The following is a 26,235-nucleotide window of genomic DNA, read 5'->3' as shown; positions in this document are numbered from 1 at the left end:
CCCGTTGCGGCAACCGCCGCCCATGGGATAAGGCCGCGCTGATGGAACGGGTCAGGCGGCCTGGCGCGCGAGCCGCACCACCATCGGCAGTGCCAGGGTGAGGGTGCGCAGCTGGTCAGGGGCGGATCGCGAGCGCTCCAGCCACATGCGGCTGTCGTCGGCGCCGCTCTTCGTCCTCAGCGACGCGGACTCGCGCCCGTCCACGCCGGTGACGACATGGCGGTCGCCGTGCCGCCGGGTGGTGCCGAGGAGCGTCCCCCCGGCCGAGTAGAAGGACGGCTCGCGCAGCCTCTCGATCGTGCCGACGTGCCGGCCGTCCGCGTCGAACACCCGCATGCGGCCGCCGCCCGTCAGCCGGGACGTCTTCTTGAACGCGAGCAGCCTGCCCGCGTGGGGATCGCGCAGGACGATCGTCCGGCGGCCCCGGTCGGGGTTGCGGCGGAAGCGGGCCGGGCCCGGCCCGCGCCTGGCGAGCCGTCCGCAGGCGACGGCGATGAGCGCGCCGCCGCCCTGGTCGCGGTAGCGGCCGGCGCCGTCCACCAGGAGGCGGTCGGCTCTGGCCAGCGCGTCCGCCCGCGGCTGCTCGACCTCCTCGCCCTCGTCGTCGAGGACGCGCCAGGACGCGCCGAGGTTCTCGGTCGCGGCGGCGCGCACGGCCGGGAGCCATCCGGAGGGGAGCGACCGGTCCCGGAGGAGCGCCGCCGCGTCGCCGTCCACCTTGACGATCGCGCCGGCGTCCGGGGCCGCCGCGGTGTCGAACCAGACCGTCAGGACGGGGTCGGCGACCGGCCACACGATGCCGACCGCGCGCACGGCGTCCGCCGGGATGACCGCCTGCTTCTTCGCGCGGCGCAGGACGAGCCCCTTCTCCCCGACGGTCACGACCAGCCGGTTCCGGAAGATCACGAAGGCCCAGACGATCGCGGCCAGCGCGACGAGCGCCCCGCCGCCGCCGTACACGGCGATGGCCCGGCGGGCCTCCCCGGCCCCCCACGCCGCGCTGCCGCCGGTGCGCGTGGACAGCGAGATGAGCAGGCCGATCGCCAGCGCGGCCAGGCACACCCGGAACGGCCACCGGTAGGCGCCCCGGCCGAGCGTGACCCGGAGGTCCGGCAGGGAGCGGGTCGGGGGAGGGACGGACACGGTCAGCCCTTCATGATGGAGTTCGCAGAACTATAGGGCGGGACGACCCCATTCATCCCGGCCGTTCAGCAGGTCGAGTGGAAGAGCCCGCCCACGCTCTCAGTCTCGGCCAGCCGGTTGTAAATCGCGACGGCCTCGGTCGTCTCCTCCACGTGCACCTCGACACCGGCGTCCCGCAGCACCTCCAGCGTGGACGGCATCGTCTTCAGGCGCAGCTCCATGCCCCTGCTGAGGACGACGACCGTGCAGCCGTGGTCGAGCAGTTCCCGCACGTCGCCCGGCTGGATCCCCGGGTCGTGCCGGGTGCCGTGCTCGGTCCAGTCCCATTCGCGGCCTCCGCCCGGATAGAGCTTGAAGTCCTTGCCGCCCTGAAGTCCTTCGACCTCCATGCGGCCCCAGGCGATATGGGTGATCCGAGGTGACTTCTCCATGCGCGGAGCGTACTGAAATCCGCGGTCGTCCTCCGGCGGCGCGGGGGCGGTGTGCGGTGTTCGGACGTTGTGGAGAAAATGGACGCGTGGTGACGGTGCCCAAGGGCGGTGCGACGGCGAGCGACGCCCTGTTCGCGACGCTGCTGGCGTGCGTCGCCGTCGCGGTCGCGGTGATGTGGCCCGGCGTCCGGGACCTGGACGCGGCCGGGACGCTCCTGCTGGTGGCCGCGCACGCGCCGCTCGCGGTGATGCGGCGGTGGCCGACGCCGGCGCTGGCGGCCCTGCTGATGCTGGCGCTGCCGTACCACCTGGCGCAGTACCAGCATCATGCGCTGGTGCCCGCCGAGGTGGTCGCGCTGTTCGCGTACGCGGTGCTGGGACGGCGCGTCCGGGGCGTCCTCACCGTGGCGGGCGTCGTGCTGTTCGTGTGCGTGATCGGGATGGCGCTGCAGGCGGGCGGCAAGTCGCTCCGCGAGCAGATCGCGGTCATCGAGGCCGTGATCTCCGTCGTGATCGCCGTCCAGGTGTGGCGGGTGCACCGGGCGCGGCTGGCGACGATCACCGAGCGGGCCGAGCGGGCGGAGCGGACGCGGGAGGAGGAGGCGCGGCGGCGCGTCGCCGAGGAGCGGCTGCGGATCGCCCGCGACCTGCACGACCTCCTCGCCCACAGCATCACCGTCATCGGCGTCCAGGCCGGGGCGGCGGCGCACCTCGTCCGCGGGGACCGGCCGCTCGACCGGGAGGAGCTGGCGGAGGCGCTCACGTCGATCGCCGACACCTGCCGGGACGCCCGGACGGAGCTGCGCGGCACCCTGCAGGTCCTGCGCGGCACGGACGTCGAGACGACCGGGCGGCTGCCCGGCCCGGACGGGATCGCCGACCTCGCGCAGGCCGCGCGCGCCGCCGGGGTCGAGGTCGACCTCGACGACGCGGACGCGGGGTCCCTGCCGCCGGAGGTCGGCGTCGCGGCGTACCGGATCGTCCAGGAGGCGCTGACCAACGTCGTCAAGCACGCGGCGGCCGAGCGCGTCGCGGTCACCCTGTCCCGGGACGGCGGCGGGCTCGTCGTGCGCGTCGCCGACGACGGGATCGGGCCGTTCCGGGGGGCGCGGGGGGTCGTCCCCCCGCCAGAGAGTCGACCGTCCGGCGGGACGCCGGGCGGCTTCGGGATCCTCGGGATGATCGAGCGGGCGCGGAGCGTCGGCGGCACCCTGGACGCGGGCCCCGGCGACGGCGGCGGGTTCGTCGTCACCGCCGTCCTCCCGGTCGCGGACGTCGTCTCCCCCCAATAGCGGCCCGCCCCTCAGCGCGTCCGGACGGACGCGAGGACCTGATCCATGTCGCCCGGCGCCGCGAAGGCGCTCGGGACGGACACCAGCAGAATCCCCGGCACGCCGCCGTCCGCGCCGTCCTGATCGATGACCAGGAGCGCCATCGTGTCTCCCGTGACCGGCCAGCCCTGCGCCTTGGCCTGCGGAAAGTCGAACCGCGCTTTCTCCAGCCAGCCCCTGCCCCCGCCGCTCACCTCGATGGGCCCGGACGCGAGCGTCTTCTCGTCGTGCGGGACGGTGAACAACTCGCGGATGACGCGAGCCTTCACGCGCGCCGCTACGGCGCCGAGGTCCTGGGGCCCGGTGTAGCCCTGACGCTCGTCGGCTCTGGGCAGCCCGGCCACGGAGGTCGCGTTGAAGGTCGAGTCGCCGTTGCGCTGCCGCAGCGGTGCGATCTGCCCGCTGGTGAACATCCCCGGCCTCGTCCAGCCGCCTCCCGGCGTCACCCACGGCGTGCCCAGGCGGGCGTAGGAGAAGCCCGCGCGCGGGTCGTCGATCCGCCCGGTCACCGCCGAGACCGGCAGCTTCGGCTTGGTCGCGGACGGCGACGCGGAAGACCGGCCCGACCCCGAGCCGCCTTTCCAGTTCAGCGCCAGGACGACCCCGGTCGCCAGCAGCGCCAAGCCGGTGAAGAACGCGACGCCGCCGAGAATCCACCTGGCCCGGGACCCGGACCGGCGCGGCGGCGGAGACAGGGGAGCGGTCGCGGGGTGGCGCCCGTAGGGCCCCGGCGGCGGCTCCGGCGGCGGCCCTGCTGGCGGCAGGGCGCCGGAACGCATCGGGCTCTCCAGGGCAGGGGCGGGAGTGTCGTGCTCGGTCGGCTGCGCGGCGCCCGCGCCCGGACCCATCGCCGCGGCCATCGCGAGGACGGCCGGGGGCAGCCAGTCGTCGCCCGCCGCGCCCGCGCAGCGCTCCAGCACGTCCGGCAGGGCGGGACGGTCCGCGGGGTCCTTCGCCAGGCACGCCCCGATCAGGTCGCGCAGCTCGGCGGGGACCCCGTCCAGATCGGGCTCCTCCCGGACGATCCGGTACAGCACCGCGTGCGCCTGGCCGCGGCCGAACGGGGCCGAGCCGGTGGACGCGAACGCCAGCACCGAGCCGAGCGCGAACACGTCCGCGGCGGGCCCGATGTCCCGGTCCCCGCGGGCCTGCTCGGGCGACATGTACGCGACCGTCCCGGTGATCGCCCCGGTGGCGGTGCCGGACGCGCTCTCCAGCGCCCGGACGATCCCGAAGTCGATCACCCTCGGCCCGTCCGGCGCCAGGATCACGTTGCCGGGCTTGAGGTCGCGGTGCACCAGCCCGCAGGAGTGGACGGCCGCCAGCCCCTCCGCCAGGCCCGCCCCGAGGACGCGCACCGCGCGGGCGGGCAGCGGCCCCAGCTCGTCCACGGCCGCCTGCAGCGACGGGCCCGGCACGTAGGCGGTGACGAGCCACGGCCGGTCGGCGTCCGGGTCGGCGTCGACGACCTGCGCGGTGAAGAACCCGCCGACGCGGCGGGCCGCCTCGACCTCGGCCGCGAACCGGCGCCGGAACTGCGGGTCGTCGCCGTACTCGGGGCGGACGAGCTTCACCGCCACCGGCCGCCCGCCGGGGGAGCGGCCGAGGTACACCTGGCCCATGCCGCCGCCGCCCAGCCGCGCCGACAGCGCGTACCCGCCCACGGCGCGCGGGTCGTCAGCCTGAAGGGGATCCAACGCGACGCCCTTTCTGGGGGCCCCGGCCGAGCGGGGCGTCCGGAGAGATCGTTCCGGTGAAGAAGACGCCGCGGGGGCGGTCTTTGTTGGCGGCGGTTCTGCCATGAAGGGCTTTCAGAATCCTTACCGGTAGGGTCAGGATCAAGGGACCAGGGGAGGCGAACGCGTCGGTGAGCACACAGCAGGAAGCCCCGCAGGACCGGATTTTCACGGTGCCCAACAGCCTCAGCCTGGCGCGGCTGGTCGGCGTTCCGCTGTTCCTGTGGCTCGTGCTGATCGAGGCGGACTGGTGGGCGCTCGGCCTGCTGGTGTTCGCGGGCCTGTCCGACTGGCTGGACGGCAAGCTGGCGCGGGTCCTGAACCAGACCAGCAAGCTCGGGGCGGTGCTCGACCCGGCCGCCGACCGGCTCTACATCCTGGCGACGCTCGTCGGCCTCACGATCCGCGACATCATCCCGCTGTGGCTGGTGGTGCTGCTCGTCGCGCGCGAGCTGGCGATCGTGCCGATCGCGCCGATCGTCCGGCGGCTCGGGTACAGCGGGACGCTGCCCGTCCATTTCATCGGCAAGGCGGGCACGCTGTGCCTGCTGTACGCGTTCCCGCTGCTGCTGCTCGGCGACCATGACGGCGCGGCGGCGACGGCGGCGAAGGTCGTCGGCTGGTCGTTCGCGATCTGGGGGGCGGGCCTGTACTGGTGGGCGGCCGTCCTGTACTGGGAGCAGACGCGGCAGCTCGTGGTCGCCGGGCGGGAGGCCGCCGGCCGGGAGGCCGCGCGATGAAGGCCGTCGTGATGGCGGGTGGCGAGGGGACGCGGCTGCGCCCGATGACCGCCAACCAGCCGAAGCCGCTGCTCCCGCTCGTCAACCGGCCGATCATGGAGCACGTGCTGCGGCTGCTGAAGGCGCACGGGTTCAGCGAGACCGTCGTCACCGTCCAGTTCCTGGCCGCGCTGATCCGCAACTACTTCGGCGACGGCGAGGAGCTCGGCATGTCGCTGAGCTACGCGACGGAGGAGATCCCGCTCGGCACCGCGGGGAGCGTGAAGAACGCCGAGGAGGCACTGCGCGACGACCGGTTCCTGGTGATCTCCGGGGACGCGCTCACCGACATCGACCTGACCGACATGGTGCGGTTCCACGAGCGCAACGGCGCGCTCGTCACGATCGGTTTGAAGCGCGTCCCGAACCCGCTCGAGTTCGGGATCATCATCGTGGACGACGAGGGCCGCGTGCAGCGGTTCCTGGAGAAGCCGACGTGGGGCCAGGTGTTCTCCGACACCGTCAACACCGGCATCTACGTGATGGAGCCGGAGGTCCTGGAGCACGTCGCGGCGGGGGAGCCGGTCGACTGGTCCGGGGACGTGTTCCCCGCGCTGCTCGCCGAGGGCGCGCCGCTGTTCGGCTATGTCGCCGACTGCTACTGGGAGGACGTCGGCACCCACGAGAGCTACCTCAAGGCCCAGGCCGACATGCTGTCGGGCCAGGTCGGCATAGACCTGGACGGGTTCGAAATGTCGCCGGGCGTGTGGGTCGCCGAAGGCGCGGAGGTGGACGCCGAGGCCGTCCTCAAGGGCCCGCTCTACATCGGCGACTACGCCAAGGTCGAGGCGGGCGTCGAACTGCGCGAGTACACCGTCTTGGGTAGCAACGTGGTCGTGAAGGAAGGCGCGTTCCTGCATCGGGCGATCGTCCACGACAACGTGTTCGTCGCGCCGTCCACGAACCTGCGCGGCTGCGTGGTCGGCAAGAACACCGACGTCATGGCGGGCGCCCGCGTCGAGGAGGGCGCGGTCATCGGCGACGAGTGCGTGATCGAGGCGGAGGCGTACGTCTCGTCCGGCGTGAAGGTGTACCCGTTCAAGACGATCGAGGCGGGCGCGGTCGTCAACACCAGCGTGATCTGGGAGTCGCGGGGGCAGCGCAACCTGTTCGGGCCGCGCGGGGTGTCCGGGCTGGTCAACGTCGAGATCACGCCCGAGCTGGCGGTCCGGCTCGCCAGCGCCTACGCGACGACGCTGAAGAAGGGCACGACCGTCGTCACCGGACGGGACGTCTCCCGCGCCGCCCGCACCCTGAAACGCGCCGTGAACAGCGCCCTGACCGCCAGCGCGATCAACGTCGACGACCTGGAGGCGACGCCGCTGACCGTCGCCCGGTTCGAGACCGGCCGCGAGGACGCCGTCGGCGGCATCTACATCCGCACCACGCTCGGCGACCCGCAGGGCGTCGACATCATCTTCCTCGACCCCGACGGCGCCGACCTGTCGCAGAACGCGCAGCGCAAGCTGGAGCGCGTGTTCGGGCGGCAGGAGTACCGGCGCGCGTTCCCCGGCGAGATCGCCGAGCTGACCTACCCGCCGCGCGTCGTCGAGACCTACACCCGCGACCTGCTGCGCCGCGTCGACATCCGCGGGGTCCGCGAGGCCGGGCTGAAGATCGTCCTGGACTGCGCGGGCGGCGTCGCGTCGCTCGTCCTGCCGAACCTGCTCGGCAAGGTCGGGGTGGAGGTCCTCACCCGCAACGCCGGGCTGGACGAGGCGAACCCGACCGAGACGCTCGCCGAGCGGATGCGCGACCTGGAGCGGCTCGGGGAGCTCGTGTCGTCGTCGCGGGCCGCGTTCGGCGTCCGGTTCGACCCGGTCGGGGAGCGGATCTCGCTCGTGGACGAGAACGGGGAGCTGGTCGGCGACGACCGGGCGCTGCTCGTCATGCTGGACCTGGTCGCGGCCGAGCGGGGCGCGCGTGCGGAGCAGGGCCGGGTCGCGCTGCCGGTGACGACGACGCGGGTCGCCGAGCAGGTGTGCCGGTTCCACGGCGTCCAGGTCGAGTGGACGTCCACGTCCCAGGACGTGCTCACCAAGGCCGCCGCGCAGCGCAGCGTGATCTTCGCCGGGGACGGCCGCGGCGGGTTCCTGATGCCCGAGTTCAGCGGCACCGTCGACGGGATCGCGGCGTTCGTCCGCCTCGTCGGGCTCGTCGCGCGGACCCGTTTGACGCTGTCGCAGATCGACCGCCGCATCCCGGACGCGCACCTGCTGCGCCGCTCCGTCCCGACGCCGTGGGCCGCGAAGGGCAGCGTGATGCGGCACGTCGTGGAGGCCGCCGGGGACCGCACGATCGACACCACCGACGGGGTCCGCGTGGTCGAGGACGACGGCCGCTGGGTCCTCGTCCTGCCCGATCCGGCGGAGGCCGTCACCCACCTGTGGGCCGAAGGCCCGGACACCGACGCCGCCCAGGCCCTCCTGGAGGAATGGGCCGTCGTCGTCGAACGCGCGGGCACCTGATTTCTCGCGCGGGTATCAATTTCTCGTGCGGGTCTCAGCAGCGTTCGCGGGGTTTCAGGCCGGTGGCCTCCGGTTCCCGGTCGCGGTAGGCGGCGCCGAGGACGTCGATGAGGCGTTCCACGTCCGCGACGTTCGAGACCAGGCCGAGGGACGCGCGGACGGCGCCGCCGCTGGGCAGGCCGAGCACGCCCAGGTAGTCGTCCAGCGTCCGCATCCGCCGGTTCGCAGTGAGCCGCAGCGCCCGCTCGGAGATCTCGAACGCGCCCTCGCCCGCGCCCGGGTTGCAGAAGCAGCCCGTGCGGATCGAGATGCCCGCGGCGGCGGTGTCGCGCGCGACGATCCGCTCGTCGACGATCCCGCCCCGCGCGTCGAGGACGTTGAACGCGACCGTGCCGCCGCGCCGGTCCGTGCCGTCCGGCCCGTACAGCCTGATCATGGGGGAGCCGTCGGAGTGCCGCAGGCCCGCGAGCGTCCGCAGGAGCAGGTCCGTCAGGCACGTCACGCGGAGGTGGATCAGGTCCATGCCGATGCCGTCGACCCAGTCGACGCCGAACTCCACGTCGGGGATGGACAGGAAGTTCAGGGTGCCGTCCTCGAACGCCGTCTCGTCGGGCGCGAGGACGTGCCAGTCGCCGAGCGCGCTCACCGCCTGGATCGTCCCGCCCGCGAACCACGGCCGCCGGAGCCGCGCCAGGGCGTCGCGCCGCGCGACCAGGCAGCCGACGCCGGTCGGGTACCCGAACACCTTGTACCAGCTCACGGGGACGAAGTCGGGACGCGTCCGGCCCAGGTCGAGGCGGTTGGCGGGGACGAACGCCGCCGCGTCCAGCAGCACGTCGTAGCCGTGCGCGCGGGCCTGGTCGATCCAGGCGAGCGGGTGCTGGACGCCGGTGAAATTGCTCTGCGCGGGATAGACGAGCAGGCCCCGGCGGTCGGCGAGCGCCGCGCCGACCTCCTCGCCCCCGACGCGCAGCTCCGGCCCGCGGACGGGAACGTGCACGATCTCGGCGCCCCGCGCCCGCGCGAATTCCCGGAGCCCGTTCACCGAGTTGTGGTTGTCGCCGGTCAGCACGAGCCGGGTGCCAGGCCCGAACGGGTACGCCTCGCCGACCAGCCGGCACGCGCCGGTCGCGTTCGCCGTGAACACCACCGCGTACTCGTCGGCGGACGCGTTGAAGAACGCCAGGATCCGCTCCCGCGCCCGATCGACCAGCACGGTGGACGCGCTGGACGTCGGGTTCTCCGAGTGCGGGTTGCCGTAGCAGCGGCTGGTCAGCCGCTCGACGTGCGCCCGTAACTGGGCGGCGGCGGCCACGCCCGATCCGGTGTAGTCGAGGTAGGTCTGCCCGTGCTCGTCCAGATGGCGGTATTCGGTCGCGCGGAGCTCGTCCAGGCGCCGGGTGTCCGCGTAGCCGGACGTGGCGACGTAAAAATCGGATGAAGTGCTCACGGTGCACCCCCGGTGGCGTTAAGCCGCATCCATAACAGAACGGTCCAAAATCGGGAGATCAACCGCAAGGGGGGATTCTGGCCGTAATTGGCCCGTCACGGGGCGTTTGTCAGGTTCGTCGGGCGAGGACCAGGCACGTCCCCGCGAGGAAGGCCGCCGTGAACCCGGCCAGCACCGCCCAGTCGACGGCGACCGCCCGCGCGAACGTGTCGCCGTACGAGGCCAGCAGCGGCGGCCCCAGCGGAGACCGTCCGGACCCCCACAGCCGCTCCACGCCGACGCTGCGCCCCAGCCCCTCGAACGCCCACCGGTTCGACATGGCGTAGCTCAGCCACCGTCCCGGCGCCGCCATCACCGGGACGGGCAGGATCGCGCCCACGAACAGCACCTGCGGGAAGCACAGCATCGGCAGCGCCATCGTCGCCTGCGCCGGGTCGGTGACCGCCGCCGACACCAGAAGGCCCAGCGCCAGAGCGGCCAGCGAGCACAGCAGCAGGGTGACGAACAGCTCCGCGTACGTGCCCCAGCCCATCGCGGGCAGCCTGTCCAGGCCCCGCAGGACGCCCAGCATCAGCGCGTCCACCAGGGCCAGAAGCGGCAGAAGCACCGCCACCTTCGCTAGCACGTACGGGCCGACCCGCAAACCCGTCAGCCGTTCGCGCCGCACGACGGGCAGCTCCGTGCAGATCTGCAGCAGCCCGTACGTCAGGCCGAAGAAGAACCCGCCGAACGCGATCCAGAACAGGATCATCACCGTCGCGCCAGGGCTCGGCGACTCCGGCGAGAACGCGCCGGGACGGAACAGCACCGCGAACATCGCCAGCACCATGACCGGCGACCCGGCCAGGACGGCGAGCGTGAGCCGGTTCCGCGACAGCAGATCGAGGTTCCGCCGGGCCAGCAGCGCCCACTGCCCGAACGCCCCCACGCCCGGACCCTCCGCAGGCGCGGGTTCGTCGCCGAACCGTCCCTCCCACTCGTGCGCCTCGGTTCCGGCGAGCCGCAGATAGATGTCCGCTATCGCCTCGACGCGGAACTCTTCTCGCGCCACGTCCGGCTCGCCGTAGAACGCCAGCCGCCCGTCCTGCGTCAGGACGGCCACCCGGTCGCACACCGCGACGTCCGGCGGATGATGCGTCGTCAGGACGACCGTCGTCCCCGAATCGGCCAGGCCGCGCAGCAGCCGCATCAGATCGGCCGCCGTGGCGGGGTCGAGCCCCGACGTCGGCTCGTCGAGGAAGAACACGCGGGGACGCGTCAGCAGCTCGACCGCGATGCTGGCGCGCTTGCGCTCGCCGCCGCTGAGCGACCCGACCCGCTGCCCGGCGCGTTCGGTGAGCGCGAGCGCGTCCATGACGGCGTCCACGGCCCGCTCCGCCCGCTCCGGCGGCGTCCCGGACGGCAGCCGCAGCCCGGCCGCGTACCGCAGCGTGCGCCGCAGCGGCATCTCCAGGTGGACGATGTCGTCCTGCGGCACATACCCGAACGACCTGGCACCGCCCTTGACGCCGGCCTCGCCGTTGACACGGGCGTCACCGTCGACGGGGGCCTCGCCGTCGAAGCGGACCTCGCCCTCGGCCGGAGGGCGCACGCCCGCGATGGCGTCCAGCAGCGTCGTCTTGCCCGCCCCGCTGCCGCCGATGATCGCCACCAGCTCGCCGGACTCGATCGTCAGCGACACGTCCCGCAGCGTGCGGCGCCCGCCGCCCGCGCGCTGCCCGACCCCCCGTACCTCGATCATCCGCCTGGCTCCCGCCCGGGCCTGCGCCCCTCGCGTCCGCCGTGCCGGGCATCGCACCCAATGCCACGATGAACGACCGCACCCCCGCCAGTCCAGGGCGGTGGGCCGAGCGGAGCTCGTCCGTTGGATGGTTGGTGGGTGGGGGCTGGAGGACGGTGGAGCTCGTCCGTCAGTCGACGGGGGCGTCCTCGGGGGATCCGGCCGCGATCCCGGCGAGGACGTCGAGGGCCCGCGCGAGCGTCTCCGGCGGCGGCGAGGCGAGGCTGACGCGGACGGCGCGCGGCGCGGCGGTCGTCCCGGCGGCGAAGGCGGCGGCGGGCGTGACGGCGATCCCGTGCCGCGCCGCCGCGGCCACGAACGTGTCGGCGCGCCACGGCGAAGGCAGCTCCCACCAGCGGAAATAGGAGGCCGGGCCCGCGCCGCCCGCGCCGGGGACGCGGTCGGCGGCGAGCCGGGAGCGGGACGCGGCGTCCGCGCGCTTGGCGCGGGTCACCGCCGCGACGGCGCCGCCGGTGATCCAGCCGGACGCCGCCGCGAGCGCGAACCCCGTCGGCGCCCACGCGCCGGAGCGCAGGGCGGCGGCGACGCGTCCGGCCAGGGCGGCGGGCGGGAGGACGAACCCGACGCTCAGGCCGGGCGCGAGGCGCTTGGAGAGGCTGTCGACCAGAACCGTCCGCCGCGCGGCGAAGGACGCCAGCGGCGCGGGACCGTCCTCGGCGAGGAACGCCCACACCCGGTCCTCGATCGCGTGGAGGCCGAGCCGTTCCAGCGTCTCGGCCAGCTCCGCGCGGCGCGGCCCCGGCATCGTCGTCCCGTACGGGTTGTGGAGCGTGGGCTGCAGGTACACCGCGCCGAGCGGGGCGGCGCGGTGGGCGTCGGCGAGGGCCTCCGGGCTCAGCCCGTGCTCGTCGGACGCGACCGGGACGAGCGTCACGCCGAGCCGCGCCGCGACGCCCTTGATCACCGGATAGGTCAGCGCCTCGACCGCGAGCCGCCCGCCCGGCGGCACGAGCGCGGCCACGGCGCCCGCGATCGCCTGCCGCCCGTTCCCCGCGAACAGGACGCCGGACGGATCGGGCCGCCAGCCCGGCACGGCGAGCAGCTCCGCCGCCGCCTCGCGGGCCGCGGGCGTCCCCGCGACACCCGTGGGGCCGAGCGTCGTCTCCAGGACGTCCGGGCGCAGCAGCCGCTCCATCCCGGCCGCCAGCAGCGCGGACTGCTCGGGCACCACCGGGTAGCTGAACTCCAGGTCCACGCGGGCGTCCGCGGGCTCGGCCAGCGCCGCGACGGCCGGGCCCTCCGCCGCGCGGACGAACGTCCCGCGGCCCACCTCGCCGACGACGAGACCGCGCCGGCCCAGCTCCCGGTACACGCGGCTCGCCGTCGAGGCCGCGATGCCGCGCTCCCGCGCGAAGGCGCGCTGGGGCGGCAGCCGGTCGCCCGGACGGAGCCGTCCCGCCGCGATGGCGGCGGCCACCTCGTCCGCGACCCGCCGGTAGTCCTCCATCGCGCCTCCGATCGCCACGATTGCACCGAGATCAATCTCATTATTGCACTGAGACTACTCGGACATCTAGCATCGGATCACATCGAGACGTCAGGAGCGCAATGATCTCGTCCAGCGCGGTGGCGGCCATCGCGGTCTTCGCCCTCGGCCTGGTGCTCACCCCAGGACCCAACATGATCTACCTGGTGTCGCGGTCGGTGACGCAGGGCCGCCGCGCCGGCATGATCTCGCTCGCCGGGGTCGCCGCCGGGTTCCTCGTCTACGCCACCGCCGTGACCGCGGGCGTCGCGACCGTCTTCGCGCTCGTCCCGGAGATCTACACGGCGATCAAGGTCGCGGGCGCGGCCTACCTGCTGTGGCTCGCCTGGCAGGCGGTCCGGCCGGGCGGGACGACGCCGTTCGCCCCGAAGGAGCTGCCCGCCGACCCGCCGCGCCGCCTGTTCACGATGGGCCTGGTCACCAACCTGCTCAACCCGAAGATCGCGATCCTGTACGTGTCGCTGCTGCCCCAGTTCACCGACCCGGAGCGCGGCCACGTCGGCGTCCAGACCATGCTGCTCAGCCTCACCCAGATCACCGTCGCGATCACCGTGAACGCCCTCATCGTGCTCGGCGCCGGCGCCATCGCGGTGTTCCTCGCCCGCCGGCCCGGCTGGCAGCGGGCCCAGCGCTACCTGATGGGCTCGGCGCTCACCGGGATCGCCGTCCACCTGGGCCTCACCCGCACCGCCGCCCACTGACCGCCCGCCCCCGCAGGACGGCCGGCGGTCAGGGCGGGCAGCGGCCAGCGGCCGGGGGACGGGCGGTCAGACGGGGACCGGGACGCGGTCCGCGCCGTCCGGCTCCGGGAGGGGCGAGGGCCGGACGCGCAGCACCCGGGCGGCCCAGCCCGGCAGCCACCAGTTCCACCGCCCGAACAGCGACACCGCCGCCGGGACGAGCAGCGCCCGCACCACGGTCGCGTCCAGCAGGATGCCCAGCCCGAGCCCGGTCGCGAAGATCTTCACCTCGACGATCGGCGCCGCGGCGAGCGACGCGAACGCCAGGAACAGGATCAGCGCCGCGCTGGTCACCAGGCGTCCCGTCCGGCCGAGGCCCTCGACGATCGCGGCCTCGGTGGAGCCGGTGCGGTCGTACTCCTCCCTGAGCCGGGCCAGGATGAACACCTCGTAGTCCATCGACAGCCCGTACAGGAACGCGAACACCATCGCCGGGACGAACGCGGCGATCGAGCCGGTCGCGGAGACGCCCCAGAACAGGTCGCTGCCGTGGCCCTGCTGCCACACCAGGACGATCGCGCCGAGCACGGCGGCCAGCGACAGCAGGTTGAGCACCACCGCCTTGAACGCCAGGAGCAGCGACCGGAACGCGCGGGCCAGCAGGACGAACGTCAGCAGGCAGATGAGCCCCAGCATGTACGGGAACGTCCCGTACACCTTGGCCGCGAAGTCGATGTCGGACGCGGTCTCACTGCCCACCTGCGCACCTGCGGGCACCGCGTCCCGGACGGCCTTGACGACGTCCTTGCCCGCGTCCGTCCCGCCCTCGTCGGCGGGCACGACGGTGATCAGCGCGGACCCGTCCCGCCGCCACATCCCGCCGTCGGGCGCCGCGACCGTGTGGACGCCCCGCAACCCCTGGAGCTCGGACGCGGCCGCCGCGGGGTCGGCGCCCGGCGGCAGCAGCACGTCCACCGGAGTGAGGACGCCCGTCGGCACCCCCGCCCCGCGCAGCTCCGCCAAGCCCTCGTAGGCGGGGCCCGACTTGGCCAAGGCGCTGCTGTTCGGCTCGCCGAGGTTCATCCCGAGCGCGGCGAACGCGAGGCCCCCGAGGACGGCGAGCGCCGCCAGCGCCGCCGGGATCCGGAACCGGACGATCTGCCGCGCCCACGCCGTCCAGGCCCGGCCCGCGCGGGACCCGTCGCCGCGCCACCGCGGCGCGATCCGGTCGAGGGCCGGTCCCACCGTGACCAGGACGACCGGCAGCAGCGTCAGCGTCGCGAGCGCGCTCACCGCAGGGATGATCACACCGCCGTACGCCACGCTGCGCATGAACTCGACCGGCATCACCAGCATCGCGACGAGCCCGATCGCGACGGCCGCCGCGCTGAACACCACCGCGTGACCGGCCGTGGCCATCGCGCGCCTGGTCGCCTGGTCCGCGGACAGGCCGCGCGCCCGTTCCTCCCGCCACCGCGTCACCAGCAGCAGCGAGTAGTCGACGGCGACGCCGAGCCCGATGAGCGCCACGACGAACTGCACCATGAAGTTCACGTCGGTGACGCCCGTGATCCCGTAGACCAGCAGGAACGAGGTCAGGATCGAGACGGTCGCGATCACGAGCGGCACGACCGCCAGCACCGACCCGAACACGAACGCCAGCACGACGAGCGCCCCGAGCCCGCCGACGAGCGTCTCGGTGAGGACGCTCGGCCCCTCGCTTCCCGCCTCGTCCGCCAGCCCGTCCATGCTCGTCACGTGCAGCTCGGACCCGGCGGGCAGATGCGGCCGCATCGCCTCCGCGAGCGGCCCGGCCGGGTCCGGGCCGTCCTCGATCTCGCTCGCGCCAGGGTCGACGCGCGGATACACGAGCCCGTAGACGACCCGGCCGCCGTCGCCGGTGAAGCGGGCGTCGCCGGTGGTCCCGTACGAGACGACGCGGGCGCCGAGCCGCTCCCCGCCCGCCGCGAACGCCTTCGCCAGCCCGGCGCGGACGCCGGGCGAGTCCGCGGTCGTCCCGGCGGGCAGCCTGACGACCGGGATCGCGGGCTTCTCGTCGCCGCCCGTCCCGTAGGCGGCCAGGATCGCCGCGTTGGCGTCCCGCGCCGCCGAGCCGGGCGGCGCGAAGTCCTCGGTGAGACGGTCGGGGACCTGCATGACGGCGAACGCGCCGGCGCACGCGGCGGCCAGCCACACCAGGCCGATCAGCAGCCGGTGCCTGAGCACGAAATCGGAGAATCTGTCCATGCGCACCACTGCAGCGGCCCGCTCTTCCGGCACCGTGTGAACGCTCTTGGGGATCCCTGTGAAACCGGCAGGGCGCCGGCTTCGACCGGCTTCACAGCGATCTCTAAGACGTCCCACAGAACGCCCGCAGTGCGCCCGGCGGCGCCCACCGGGAAGACTGGCCCCGTGACGCCCACCAAGATCCTCGTCGTGGACGACGAGGCCTACCTCGCCGACCTCGTCGCGACCGCGCTGCGCTACGAGGGCTTCGAGACGGCCGTGGCCGGGTCGGGCGCGGAGGCGCTGGCGAGCATCCCGCGCTTCGGCCCCGACCTGATCGTCCTGGACGTGATGCTCCCGGACGGCTCAGGACTCGACGCCTGCGCCCGGCTCCGGCGGGACGGCTGCCAGGCCCCCGTCGTGTTCCTCACCGCCCGCGACGCCACCGAGGACAAGATCAAGGGCCTGACGGTCGGCGGCGACGACTACGTCACCAAGCCGTTCAGCCTGGAGGAGCTGATCGCCCGGATTCGCGCCGTGCTGCGCCGCACCCGCCCCGCCGGTCGGGACCGGGCCCGGCTGTCGTTCGCCGACCTGGAGCTCGACGAGGACACCTACGAGGTGCGGCGCGGCGGCGTCCTGATCGACCTCACCCCCACCGAGTTCAAGCTGCTGCGCTACCTGCTCCTCAACTCCGGCCGGGTGCTGACGAAGCGGCAGATCCTCGACCACGTCTGGCAGTACGACTTCGGCGGCGGCGACGGCGTCGTCCAGACCTACGTCAGCTACCTGCGCCGCAAGCTGGACGACCGCGACCCGCGCCTCATCCACACCGTCCCGCGCGTCGGGTACATCCTCCGCATGCCCCGGGAGGGCTGATGTCGCTGCGCAGGCGCATCGTGCTGACGCAGCTCGCCCTGCTGGCGCTCGGGCTGCTGATCGCCGGCGCGTCCAGCTTCGCCGCGCTGAACGACTGGAAGAACGACAGCGAGCACAACCGGATGACCACCGTCGGACGCGAGGCCGCCGCGCTGTTCGCCGAGAGCGGCCCCGGCGGCCCCTGGTCGCGGCTCTCGGAGGCCACCTCCGACCTGGACCGGCTGTGGCGCGCGGCCGGCGACGGCGGCGGCCTGCCGCTGTTCCTCCAGGTCCGCCGCACCGACGGCGCCGTTGTGGAGACCGTCTCGTTCGTCGGCGAGCCGCCGCTCCCGGACGATCTGCGCCCCGGCAAGGCGACCGGCGGCAACCCGGACGGGCAGCGGTTCGTCCGCACCGAGGCCCGGCCCCGCCCCGGCGAGGACGACGACGGCCCGTTCGGACGCGACGGCCCTGACTGGCTCGTCCGCACCGCGTGGGTCCCCGGCGAGCGGCACTACCTCGTCACGTCCATGCGCACCACCGAGCAGGACGAGTTCTTCGGCCGCACCCTCGGAACCCAGGTCAGCGTCACGCTCGCCGTCCTCCTCGGCGTCGGGCTGCTGGTGTGGCGGGCCGTCCGCCGCGCGACCCGCCCGCTGGAGGAGATCGCCGCGACCGCCGCCCGGATCGGCGACGGCGACCTCGGCCGCCGGCTCGCCGTGCACGGCCCGAAGACCGAGGTCGGACGGCTCGCCGAGGCGCTGAACGGCATGCTCGCGCAGATCGAGGCGTCGTTCCAGGAACGGGAGGCGTCCCGCGACCGGCTGCGCCGCTTCGTCGCCGACGCCTCCCACGAGCTGCGCACCCCGGTCGCGACCGTCCGCGGGTACGCCGAGCTGTTCCGCCGCGGCGCCGCCGACCGCCCCGAGGACCTCGCGAAGGCGATGCGCCGCATCGAGTCGGAGGCCGAGCGGATGGGCCGCCTCGTCGACGAGATGCTGCTGCTCGCCCGCCTGGACCAGGGCCGCCCGCTGGAATGCGAGCCCGTCGACCTGGCCGCCCTCGCCGCCGAAGCGGTCGCCGACGCCGCCGTCGTCGAGCCGGACCGCCCCCTGACCCTGGAGGCGGACGGCCCCGTCGTCGTCGCCGGCGACGCCGGACGGCTCCGCCAGGTCCTCGACAACCTGCTGGCGAACGTCCGGCGCCACACGCCCGCCGGGACGGCCGCGACCGTCCGCGTGTCGGAAGGGGACGGGGAGGCGGTCCTGGAGGTCGCCGACAAGGGCCCCGGAATCCCGGCGGACGACACCGCCCGCGTGTTCGAGCGCTTCTACCGCGCCGACCCGTCCAGGTCCCGCGACCGCGGCGGCGCCGGACTCGGGCTGTCGATCGTCGCGGCCGTCGCCGAGGCGCACGGAGGCCGCGCGTTCGTGACGGACGCCCCCGGCGGCGGCGCCGCGTTCACGATCTCGCTGCCGCGCTGATTCGCCGTCCCCGCACATGAGTGGGCCATGATGGGCCGGTGATCGCACCACGAGAGGACGACGACCCGCCTGCCCGCCGGCCCGACGCGTCCATGTCGCTCCTCGCCGACCTGTTCAGCGGCAAGCTCCTCGATCACGGCTACGCGGAGGCCGCGGCACGGCGCGCCGCGGCGGGCGGGCCCGGCCCGGCGCGGGGACGGCTGCGCGGCGGCGGCGTCCTGCTCGTCCTCGTCCTCGCCGGGACGCTGATCGCCGTCGCCGGCGCCGAGGTCCGGCGCGGCGAGCCCGTGGCCGCCGGGCAGCGCTCCCGGCTCGTCGACGCGATCCACGCCCGCACCGCCGAGACCGACGGCCTCCAGCGCCGCCTCGACCGGCTCCGGGCCGAGACGGAGCGGCGCCGGGCCGCCGCGCTCGCCCGCAGCGAGGACGGCCGCCGCGCCCGCAGGGACCTCGCCCTCGCGGGCGCCGCCGCGGCCGCCGCGCCCGCCACCGGCGACGCGCTGGTCGTCACCCTGGACGACGCACCGCACGACGAGCCGGAAGGGCACCCCGCCGACGCCGGCGGCCGGGTCTATGATCAGGACCTCCAGGTCCTGGTGAACGGGCTCTGGGCGGCGGGCGCCGCGGCCATCGGCGTCAACGGGCAGCGCCTCACCCCGGCGACGGCGATCCGCGCCGCCGGCGAGGCGATCCTGGTCGACTACCGGCCGCTCGGCCGCCCCTACGAGGTGACGGCGCTCGGCGACCCCGGCCGCCTCCGGGACGCGTTCTCCGGCTCCTCCGCCGACCGGCGGCTGCGGGCCCTGCACGAGCGCTTCAAGATCAGATACGACACGCGCCGGTCGTCCGGGGCGAGCCTGCCCGCCGCGGGCGCCGTCCGGCTGCGGTACGCCCGCGAGGCGGGCCGGTGAGCGGGGGAGAGGTGACAGGGACTTGATCGCGCTGATCGGGCTGGTGATCGGCGTGGCGCTGGGCCTGCTGCTCCAGCCGGACGTCCCGCTCTGGCTGGAGCCGTACCTGCCGATCGCCATCGTCGCCGCGCTCGACGCCATGTTCGGCGGGATCAGGGCCCGGCTGGAGGGCATCTTCGACGAGAAGGTGTTCGTGGTGTCGTTCGTCAGCAACACCGTCATCGCCGCGCTGATCGTCTTCCTCGGCGACAAGCTCGGGGTCGGCTCGCAGCTGTCCACCGGCGTCGTGGTCGTCCTCGGCATCCGGATCTTCTCCAACGCGGCCGGCATCCGGCGGAAGCTGTTCGGCGCATGACCGGGGACGAGCGCGAGAACGGCCGACCCGACGAGCCCGCGGGGCTCCGCGGCCTCCTCGACTTGTTGAGACCGCGAGTCAGCATGGGCCAGCTGATCGGCGGGCTCCTCTGCCTCGTCCTCGGGTTCGCGGTCGTCGCCCAGATCCAGTCGAACGAGCGCGACACCACGTTCGCCACCGCCCGGCAGGACGAGCTCGTCGGAGTCCTGTCCGATCTGGGCCAGCGATCCGAGCGGCTGCGCGGCGACCTGCGCGACCTGGAGGACACCAAGGCGCAGCTGGAACGGGACGCCGAAGGAGGAACCGCCCTTGAGGAGGCGCGCAAGCGGGCGACCACCTATGGCCTCCTCGCGGGCACCGTCCCGGCCGAGGGCCCCGGCATCGAACTGCTGATCACCGACCCGCGCCGCGGCGTCAAGGCGATCAACCTCCTGGACGCGCTGCAGGAGCTCCGCGACGCCGGCGCCGAGGTCGTCCAGGTCAACGACGTGCGCGCCGGCGTCGACACCTACTTCCTGGACGGCCGGAACGGCGTCCAGGCCGACGGGAGGCCCCTCGCCGCCCCGTACCGGTTCCTCGCCATCGGCGACCCCCACACCATGACGACCGCGCTGAACATCCCCGGCGGACTGGTCAGGACGCTGCAGGGCGTCGGCTCCGACGTCTCGATCACCCCGCGCGCGAAAATCGCCGTCGACGCGATACGGTCTCCCTAGGGGAATTCGGGGAAGCGGTAAACCGGACGCCGGGCTCGGGCGTCGCGATCGGGGACGTCCGCGCGGCGGCGTAGACCTGCGATCATCGGCGAATGTAGGTTGGTCCAGCCGGCTCGCCGTTCCAGTTGACCCCTCGGGTAATACCCGCGTAAGTTGCGGCGACCGTCCCGTAAGCGGCCGGTGAGTCAGACCGTGGTCGGGGCGGGTCCCCGGCGTGGGTTGGTTGAAGGATGCGCGTGGCGCAGGCGGCTCCCGTTGCGGCGGGACGCCCGCGAGCGGCACGCCGATGGTAGGAGGCCGAGCCGATCGATGCCGAGCGTCTACTGCACGCAGTGCGGTCACGCCAACCCGGATGATGCCCGCTTCTGCTCGAACTGCGGAACTCCGCTCACCCGGAGCCCGCTGCCTCCCCGGGAGTCGCCCGGCGAGTCCACGTCCACGATCTCCATCGGCGGGTTCGAGGCGCTGGACACCGACGCGGGCGCCGAGGAGCCGTCGCTCGGGCCGGACCAGATGGCCATGGAGGCGCTCCCTCCGGGGACGGCGCTCCTCGTCGTCAAGCGGGGCCCGAACGCCGGCAGCCGCTTCCTGCTCGACAAGGACCGCACCTCCGCGGGCCGGCACCCCTCGAGCGACATCTTCCTGGACGACGTCACCGTGTCCCGCCGGCACGCCGAGTTCGCCCGCCAGGGCTCCGCGTTCTCCGTCCGCGACGTCGGCAGCCTGAACGGCACCTACGTCAACCGGCAGCGGATCGACCAGGCCGGCCTGTCGGGCGGCGACGAGGTCCAGATCGGCAAGTTCCGGCTGGTGTTCCTGATCAACCCGGCGCACGGCTGACCGGGGAGCAGGAGGCCGCGGCGACGATGGGAGGGGCCATGAACGCGCAGCCAGCCCGGTCCCTGATGACGATCGGGGACGTCCTCGGACTGCTCAGGCCCGAGTTCCCCGACATCACCATCTCCAAGATCAGGTTCCTGGAGTCCGAGGGCCTGGTCGAACCGGAGCGCAGCCCGTCCGGCTACCGCAAGTTCGGCGCCGCAGACGTCGAGCGGCTCCGCTTCGTCCTCACCGCGCAGCGCGACCACTACCTGCCGCTGCGCGTCATCAGGCAGCACCTCCAGGCCCGCGACCGCGGCGAGAACGTCCCGCCCCTCGGCGCCCACCACGCCGCGTCCGCGGGGACGGCGGCCGCCCCCGAGCCGCGCCGCCCCCGCACCCTCGTCGCCGCCGACACCACCGCCGAGGACCCCTCCGTCCGCCTCACCCGCCGCCAGCTCCTCGACGGCGCCGGCATCGACGAGGCCCTCCTCGGCCGCCTGGAGGAGTACGGCCTCGTCCGCCGCACCGGCGCCCACTACGAGGGCGACGCGCTCAACATCGCGCGCGTCGCCGCCGCGCTCGGCGAGTTCGGCTTCGAGGTCCGGCACCTGCGCGCCGTCAAGGCCGCCGCCGACCGGCAGGTCGGCCTCATCGAGCAGATGGTCGCCCCGCAACTGCGCCGCCGCAGCAGCGGCGCCCACGAGCAGGCCGCCGAGACCGCCCGCGAGATCGCCGCCCTTTCGGTGAAACTGCACGCCGCGCTGGTGGCCGCCGGCCTGAACGAAAGCCTCGACCGCTGATCATGCGCGCCGCGGAGGTTTTTGCCGAACGCACGGCATCACGAGCTGTCCGGGGCGGGGTGTACGTTGGCTACAGGGTTCGGTCACGAATCGATCCGCTGCACGTGGTGATCGAGATAGCGAGAACCAGCAGGGAGCCGCAGTGAAGCAGATGGAGGTCGTCGGCGTCCGGGTCGAGATGCCCTCCAATCAGCCCATCGTCCTGTTGAAGGAGACGGAGGGCGACCGCTACCTGCCCATCTGGATCGGGGCGGTCGAAGCGACCGCGATCGCCTTCGCCCAGCAGGGGGTCCTGCCCGCCCGGCCCCTCACCCACGACCTGTTCCGCGACGTCCTGGACGCCCTCAGCGTCCAGCTCCGCACCGTCAACATCACCGCGCTCCGCGAGGGCATCTTCTTCGCCGACCTCGTCTTCTCCAACGGCGTCGAGGTCAGCGCCCGCCCGTCCGACTCCATCGCCCTGGCCCTCCGCACCGGCGCCACCATCTTCGCCAGCGAGGACGTCCTGGAAGAGGCCGGCGTGGCCATCCCGGACGAGCAGGAAGACGAAGTCGAGAAGTTCCGCGAGTTCCTCGACACCATCTCCCCGGAAGACTTCGGCCGAGCCGGCTGAAGCCTGACGGCGAGTCTGCCCGAAGCAGCCTTCCCAGCGGGTTAGCCTGGGATTACGCGCGAGCAGTGGGTTTGTTGCCCCGGTTCCTGGGGATTCTTGAAGATGTGCTTGATCGCCTGCCGGAAGCCGTCATGCGCGACAACCTCAGCCACCACCGCAACCCCGCGACGACCTGGGGCGTCGCGATCGCGTCCGAAGGCAGGTTTCGAGCTTGCGAGAAACCTGATCGCGAAGCGAGCCGCAAGGCGAGACGGAGCGATGCAGTGATCGCACGCGTTTCTCGACGATGGAGGCCCTCCAGGGCCGAAGGAGGAGAGAAATGCAGGTAATCAGCGGGTTCATCCGGGCATGCGACGCGCCGACGATGAACGTTGACCCCACCCTGACCGGCACCTACCGTGCTGGTGGAACACCCGTGGTGTAATTCGTCAAACCCCCTTGACGAAGCGCCACGGGATGATTTGGAGCCGGAGGTCCGCGTGGCGGTGAGCAGCGGCGAGGGCAAGGCGACCCCCGAGAGGCATATGGCGTCCCAGCGCGCCGGGGAGCAGGGACTGCTCTTCGACACGCGGGTGTCGGCGCCGCCGGACGATGTCGGATACCGCGGCCCGACGGCCTGCGCCGCGGCGGGGATCACCTACCGGCAGCTCGACTACTGGGCCCGGACGAAGCTGGTCGAGCCTGGCGTGCGGTCGGCGCACGGGTCGGGGAGCCAGCGGTTGTACAGCTTCCGCGACATCCTCGTGCTGAAGGTCGTGAAGCGGCTCCTCGACACGGGTGTGTCGCTGCAGCAGATACGCACGGCGGTCACCCATCTGCGCGATCGCGGCGTGCAGGACCTGGCGCAGATCACGCTGATGAGCGACGGCGTCAGCGTCTACGAGTGCACGTCGCCGGACGAGGTCGTCGATCTTCTGCAGGGCGGGCAGGGCGTGTTCGGCATCGCGCTCGGACGGGTGTGGCAGGAGGTGGAGGGCAGTCTCGCGGAACTTCCCGGTGAGCGCGCCGCCACCGACGACGACCCGTCCGGACACCCCCACGACGAGCTGGCCAACCGGCGCCGCGCGCGCCGCACCGGATGACCACGGCTTCGGCTACAGCGCTTCCTTGCGCTGCAGGTAGGTGAACGCTCCCCAGCCGGGCAGGACGGGCAGCCACAGGGTGAGCAGCCGGTAGAGCAGGACCGCGGACGTCGCCGTCTCCGCGGAGAGTCCCGAGATCGTCAACGCCAGGGTGAGGGCGCCCTCGACGGCGCCGAGCCCGCCGGGCGTCGGCGCGGCCGACCCGAGCGCGTTGGCGGTGAGGAAGACCACCACGACCGTCGTCAGCGGCAGCGAGCCGCCGAACGCGCGGATCGAGGCGTCCAGGCACAGCACGAACGCCACCGTCAGCAGCAGCGTCCCGCCCATTCCCGTGGACAGCTTCTTCGGGGACTGCAGGACGTCCACCAGCCGCGGCACCACGCCGGAGAACATGCTCTTCAGGCGGGTCGTGACCTCCCGCCGGACGCGCGGCACCGTCAGCGCGAGACCCGCGAGCAGGCCCAGCGACAGCACGGCGATCACGACGGTCCGGGACGGCGCGAGGTCCTGCGTCGCCTTCGACGTCGACCCGGTGAGGAACCCGAAGAGGATCAGCAGCAGGATGTGCGTGACCAGCCCCACCAGCTGCGACGCGCCGACGCTCGCGACGGCCGGGCCGGGCCGCACCCCGGAGCGCTGCAGGTAGCGGGTGTTGACCGCGACGCCGCCGACGGCCGCCGGCGCGACCAGCTTCACGAACGACGCGGCGAGCTGCGCCAGGACCGTCCGGCCCAGCGGCAGCCGCTCCGGGACGAACCCCATCAGCATCAGCGCCGCCGCGACGTAGGTGAGCGCCGCCGCGCCCAGCGCGATCAGGACCCAGTGCCAGCTCGCGGTGGCCGTCATCCTCCCGATGTCGAGGCTCGCCACCTGCGGGATGACGATGTACGCCGCGACCGACAGCGCCACGATGCTGAAGATCGTCCGGGGGCGGAAGCGCTCCAGCCTGGCGGGCGCGACCTCTGTCTCCGGCTTCAGCCGGACGATCTGCTCCCGGATGCGGGTCAGCAGGTCCCGGTCGTGCCGCAGCGCCGTCCGGGTCGTCCGGGACAGCGCCACCCGCTGCAGCAGCGGGACGGCGGCGGCGAGGGCCTCCTCGCCGAGCACGGCCGCCGCGGTCCGGACGGCCCGCTCCGGGCTCGCCCGCAGCGCCAGCGTCGTGAGGACCTGCGCCAGGTCGAGCCGCAGCGCCAGGTCGCCCGCTGCGATCTCCCCGGCCCGCAGGTCGGTGATGTAGGCGCCGCCGTCGTCGCCGACCAGGACGGCGCCGTCCTGCAGCCGGCGGTGCGCCAGCCGCCCCTCCTGCAGCGCGCGGAACTGCCGCCAGATGTCCGTCAGGAGGTCGTCGGTGATCTCCTCGTCGTCGAGGTCGGCGAGCCGCCGCCCCGGGACGTGCTCGTACGCCAGCAGCGCCGCCTCCGTGCCGACCTCCGACGTGCCGATCAGGCGCGGCGTCCGGACGCCCGCCGCGTCCACCGCGTACGCCATCAGCGACTCCTGCTCCAGGGACCGGCGCAGCGAGCGCAGCGCCCGCCCGGTCGTCGTGCCGCGCAGCCGCAGCAGCCGCCACACCCGGTACAGCAGGCCCGCCGTCTGCTGGTCGCGGTCGAGGACGTGCAGCTCCAGGTCCCAGTCGCCGTGGGCGCCGCGTCCGACGGGGAGGCGCGCGCCGCGTCCGTCCAAGGGGCGAGGCGCGAGGACGACGCCGTACCGGCGGGTCTGCTCGGCGCCGTCCGCGGGCTCGTCCAGCCGCGCGGCGCGTTCCGGGCGCAGCCCGAGGCGTTCGAGCGCCGCCACCACCGCCCGTCCCGGCGGGCGCGGGTTCGGGGTGCCGACCGCGTACAGGGTGCCGTGGCCGATGGCGCGGCCGAGGAGGTAGGTGGCGGCGAGCGCGGCGACCGAGGCGTAGGACGCGGTGAGGCCCGTCAGCGCGGCCAGCCCGATCAGCGTCCAGGTCGCGGCCTGCCAGCGGGCGCGGCCCGCCATCCCGACCGCGCTGACGAACGCGATCACCGGCGCGATGTCGGTGTGCACCGGCGCGGTCTCCGTGCCGCCCCAGATCAGCGAGTCCAGGACGCCGCCGGGCGCGCCCCGCACGACCAGGTCGTCCAGGCCGACCGTGAGCCCGAACGCGATCACGGCGGCGAGCAGCGCGATCGCGACGCGCATCCCGTCCTTGTGGAACAGCCGCTCGATCCCGAACGCGATCGGCACGGCCAGCACGCCGAAGCTGGACACCAGCGTCGCCAGCGACAGCAGCAGCCGCGGCGCGTGCGCGGCGCCCTCGGCGATGTCGGTGTGCAGGCCGTGCGTCGTCTCCTGCGCGATCGACACCAGCAGCATCACCGCCGCGAGCCCGACGACGGACGCCGCGAACCGGATCGCGTCGCCCGGGCGGCGGATCCGGTCCGGCTGGGCGGGCTCGTCGACGGGCACACCGGCGGGCGCGCCCTGCCGCGCGGGCACCGTCTCCTCGTGGATCGGGGTCACGCCGTACCGCCGCCCTGACCGTCCGCCATCGCGATCAGCGTCCCAGAACCGGCGGCGCGCCGTCGACCGGTGCCCCGTCGGGCGTCGCGCGTTCACCCCGCAGCCCACCGTCCTCCAGCCCCCACCCACCGCCATTCAACGGACGAGCTCCGCTCGACGGACCATCTCCAGCTCCCGCCCACCGCCGTTCAACGGACGGGCTCCGCTCGACGACCATCTGCGTCCGCGTCGCCCGGGGCCGTTCCGTCCCAGGTGGGACTGCACATCGTACTGGCTGGTACGGCGCCGGGCCCCGCGGGGACGGGCCCGGCCGGACCCGGCGCGATCGTGGGAACCGATCTTTGGGTAGGGTTTGTCCAGGACATGCCGTCGACCCTGTGCGGGAGAGACCCCACGCCGCCAGCGTGGGGCGCCGAAGGGGCAACCTCCCCGGAACCTCTCAGGCAAAAGGACCGCTGGGCGAGGCACCTCTGGAAAGAAGGCGTCGATTCCCGCAGCGCGGGAAGGCGGCTCACCGAAGGGGAAACCCCGCGGCGCGGGTGAAGCTCTCAGGTGCCGATGACAGAGGGGGAG

At 73.8% G+C, this 26,235-nt stretch carries 21 protein-coding genes and 2 riboswitches; of the genes, 13 read left to right on the top strand and 8 right to left on the bottom strand.

The annotated features are described in order from the left end of the window. Positions 1-51 precede the first annotated feature (51 nt). Both ACH35V_RS18230 and ACH35V_RS18225 read right to left on the bottom strand, forming a co-directional pair. The gene (locus ACH35V_RS18230; RefSeq protein ID WP_395973701.1) at positions 52-1,143 is read right to left on the bottom strand and encodes a hypothetical protein; all 1,092 of its coding nucleotides are present in this window, start codon (positions 1,141-1,143) and stop codon (positions 52-54) included. 65 nt (positions 1,144-1,208) lie between these two features. Further along, positions 1,209-1,574 carry an Mth938-like domain-containing protein gene (locus ACH35V_RS18225; protein WP_395973700.1) on the bottom strand — a complete coding sequence of 122 codons (366 nt, stop codon included), beginning with the start codon at positions 1,572-1,574 and terminating at the stop codon, positions 1,209-1,211. 86 nt (positions 1,575-1,660) lie between these two features. Between ACH35V_RS18225 and ACH35V_RS18220 the strand changes: the two genes are divergently transcribed. After that, on the top strand, positions 1,661-2,866 hold the full coding sequence (locus tag ACH35V_RS18220) for a sensor histidine kinase (protein ID WP_395973699.1): 1,206 nt from the start codon (positions 1,661-1,663) through the stop codon (positions 2,864-2,866). Positions 2,867-2,877: 11 nt separating this feature from the next. Here the strand turns inward: ACH35V_RS18220 and ACH35V_RS18215 are convergent, their stop codons facing one another. After that, complete coding sequence (locus tag ACH35V_RS18215; protein WP_395973698.1) at positions 2,878-4,602, bottom strand: serine/threonine-protein kinase; 1,725 nt, start codon at positions 4,600-4,602, stop codon at positions 2,878-2,880. Positions 4,603-4,772: 170 nt separating this feature from the next. Here ACH35V_RS18215 and ACH35V_RS18210 point away from each other — a divergent pair, with 170 nt between their 5' ends. Together ACH35V_RS18210 and ACH35V_RS18205 are read left to right on the top strand one after the other, a co-directional pair. Continuing rightward, positions 4,773-5,381, top strand: a complete 609-nt coding sequence (locus tag ACH35V_RS18210) for a CDP-alcohol phosphatidyltransferase family protein (RefSeq protein ID WP_395973697.1) — start codon at positions 4,773-4,775, stop codon at positions 5,379-5,381. After that, a complete protein-coding gene (locus ACH35V_RS18205) occupies positions 5,378-7,888 on the top strand; it encodes a sugar phosphate nucleotidyltransferase (RefSeq protein WP_395973695.1) in 2,511 nt (836 codons plus the stop codon). The genes ACH35V_RS18210 and ACH35V_RS18205 overlap by 4 nt, the downstream gene beginning before the upstream one ends. Before the next feature lie 34 nt (positions 7,889-7,922). Here the strand turns inward: ACH35V_RS18205 and ACH35V_RS18200 are convergent, their stop codons facing one another. The 3 genes from ACH35V_RS18200 to ACH35V_RS18190 all read right to left on the bottom strand — a co-directional run bounded on the left by ACH35V_RS18200 (position 7,923) and on the right by ACH35V_RS18190 (position 12,604). Further along, complete coding sequence (locus tag ACH35V_RS18200) at positions 7,923-9,338, bottom strand: aminotransferase class V-fold PLP-dependent enzyme (RefSeq protein ID WP_395973693.1); 1,416 nt, start codon at positions 9,336-9,338, stop codon at positions 7,923-7,925. A 109-nt stretch (positions 9,339-9,447) separates the two neighbouring features. Beyond that, positions 9,448-11,079: an ATP-binding cassette domain-containing protein gene (locus ACH35V_RS18195; protein WP_395973691.1), complete on the bottom strand. Its 1,632-nt coding sequence runs from the start codon at positions 11,077-11,079 to the stop codon at positions 9,448-9,450. Positions 11,080-11,248: 169 nt separating this feature from the next. Continuing rightward, on the bottom strand, positions 11,249-12,604 hold the full coding sequence (locus ACH35V_RS18190; protein ID WP_395973689.1) for a PLP-dependent aminotransferase family protein: 1,356 nt from the start codon (positions 12,602-12,604) through the stop codon (positions 11,249-11,251). Positions 12,605-12,687: 83 nt separating this feature from the next. On the opposite strand from ACH35V_RS18190, the gene ACH35V_RS18185 reads away from it, so the two are divergent. Next, positions 12,688-13,326, top strand: coding sequence for a LysE family translocator (locus ACH35V_RS18185; RefSeq protein WP_395973687.1), 639 nt, complete (start codon positions 12,688-12,690; stop codon positions 13,324-13,326). A gap of 66 nt (positions 13,327-13,392) precedes the next feature. On the opposite strand, the gene ACH35V_RS18180 is transcribed toward ACH35V_RS18185, so the two are convergent. Next, positions 13,393-15,552, bottom strand: coding sequence for an MMPL family transporter (locus ACH35V_RS18180; protein ID WP_395973685.1), 2,160 nt, complete (start codon positions 15,550-15,552; stop codon positions 13,393-13,395). A gap of 165 nt (positions 15,553-15,717) precedes the next feature. Here ACH35V_RS18180 and ACH35V_RS18175 point away from each other — a divergent pair, with 165 nt between their 5' ends. The 9 genes from ACH35V_RS18175 (at position 15,718) to ACH35V_RS18135 (ending at position 23,172) form a co-directional block, all read left to right on the top strand. After that, on the top strand, positions 15,718-16,410 hold the full coding sequence (locus ACH35V_RS18175) for a response regulator transcription factor (protein ID WP_395954836.1): 693 nt from the start codon (positions 15,718-15,720) through the stop codon (positions 16,408-16,410). Further along, positions 16,410-17,873, top strand: a complete 1,464-nt coding sequence (locus ACH35V_RS18170; protein ID WP_395973683.1) for a sensor histidine kinase — start codon at positions 16,410-16,412, stop codon at positions 17,871-17,873. Before ACH35V_RS18175 ends, ACH35V_RS18170 begins: the two co-directional genes overlap by 1 nt. Positions 17,874-17,911: 38 nt before the next feature. Further along, positions 17,912-18,784: a DUF881 domain-containing protein gene (locus ACH35V_RS18165; RefSeq protein ID WP_395973682.1), complete on the top strand. Its 873-nt coding sequence runs from the start codon at positions 17,912-17,914 to the stop codon at positions 18,782-18,784. Between the two features lie 22 nt (positions 18,785-18,806). Next, the gene (locus tag ACH35V_RS18160; protein WP_132172509.1) at positions 18,807-19,139 is read left to right on the top strand and encodes a small basic family protein; all 333 of its coding nucleotides are present in this window, start codon (positions 18,807-18,809) and stop codon (positions 19,137-19,139) included. Next, positions 19,136-19,855: a DUF881 domain-containing protein gene (locus ACH35V_RS18155; protein ID WP_395973681.1), complete on the top strand. Its 720-nt coding sequence runs from the start codon at positions 19,136-19,138 to the stop codon at positions 19,853-19,855. Before ACH35V_RS18160 ends, ACH35V_RS18155 begins: the two co-directional genes overlap by 4 nt. 309 nt (positions 19,856-20,164) lie before the next feature. Next, the gene (locus ACH35V_RS18150; protein ID WP_131964961.1) at positions 20,165-20,695 is read left to right on the top strand and encodes an FHA domain-containing protein; all 531 of its coding nucleotides are present in this window, start codon (positions 20,165-20,167) and stop codon (positions 20,693-20,695) included. 38 nt (positions 20,696-20,733) lie between these two features. Then, positions 20,734-21,477 carry a MerR family transcriptional regulator gene (locus ACH35V_RS18145; protein ID WP_395973679.1) on the top strand — a complete coding sequence of 248 codons (744 nt, stop codon included), beginning with the start codon at positions 20,734-20,736 and terminating at the stop codon, positions 21,475-21,477. 142 nt (positions 21,478-21,619) lie between these two features. Then, positions 21,620-22,090, top strand: coding sequence for a bifunctional nuclease family protein (locus ACH35V_RS18140; RefSeq protein WP_067886188.1), 471 nt, complete (start codon positions 21,620-21,622; stop codon positions 22,088-22,090). Between the two features lie 479 nt (positions 22,091-22,569). Next, entirely contained in the window at positions 22,570-23,172 is a 603-nt protein-coding gene (locus tag ACH35V_RS18135; RefSeq protein WP_395973678.1) for a MerR family transcriptional regulator, read from the top strand. A gap of 12 nt (positions 23,173-23,184) precedes the next feature. Here ACH35V_RS18135 and ACH35V_RS18130 read toward each other — a convergent pair whose 3' ends face one another. After that, on the bottom strand, positions 23,185-25,662 hold the full coding sequence (locus tag ACH35V_RS18130) for a flippase-like domain-containing protein (RefSeq protein ID WP_395973677.1): 2,478 nt from the start codon (positions 25,660-25,662) through the stop codon (positions 23,185-23,187). A gap of 370 nt (positions 25,663-26,032) precedes the next feature. Then, a riboswitch (glycine riboswitch) is annotated at positions 26,033-26,127 on the top strand. Then, a riboswitch (glycine riboswitch) is annotated at positions 26,128-26,234 on the top strand. Position 26,235 lies beyond the last annotated feature (1 nt).

The sequence above is a fragment of the Actinomadura sp. 1N219 genome (assembly GCF_044326405.1).
In the GTDB taxonomy this organism is placed as follows: Bacteria; Actinomycetota; Actinomycetes; order Streptosporangiales; family Streptosporangiaceae; genus Spirillospora.
The sequence above is the reverse complement of the archived record's forward strand: the minus strand, read 5'-3'. Positions and strand labels throughout refer to the sequence as shown.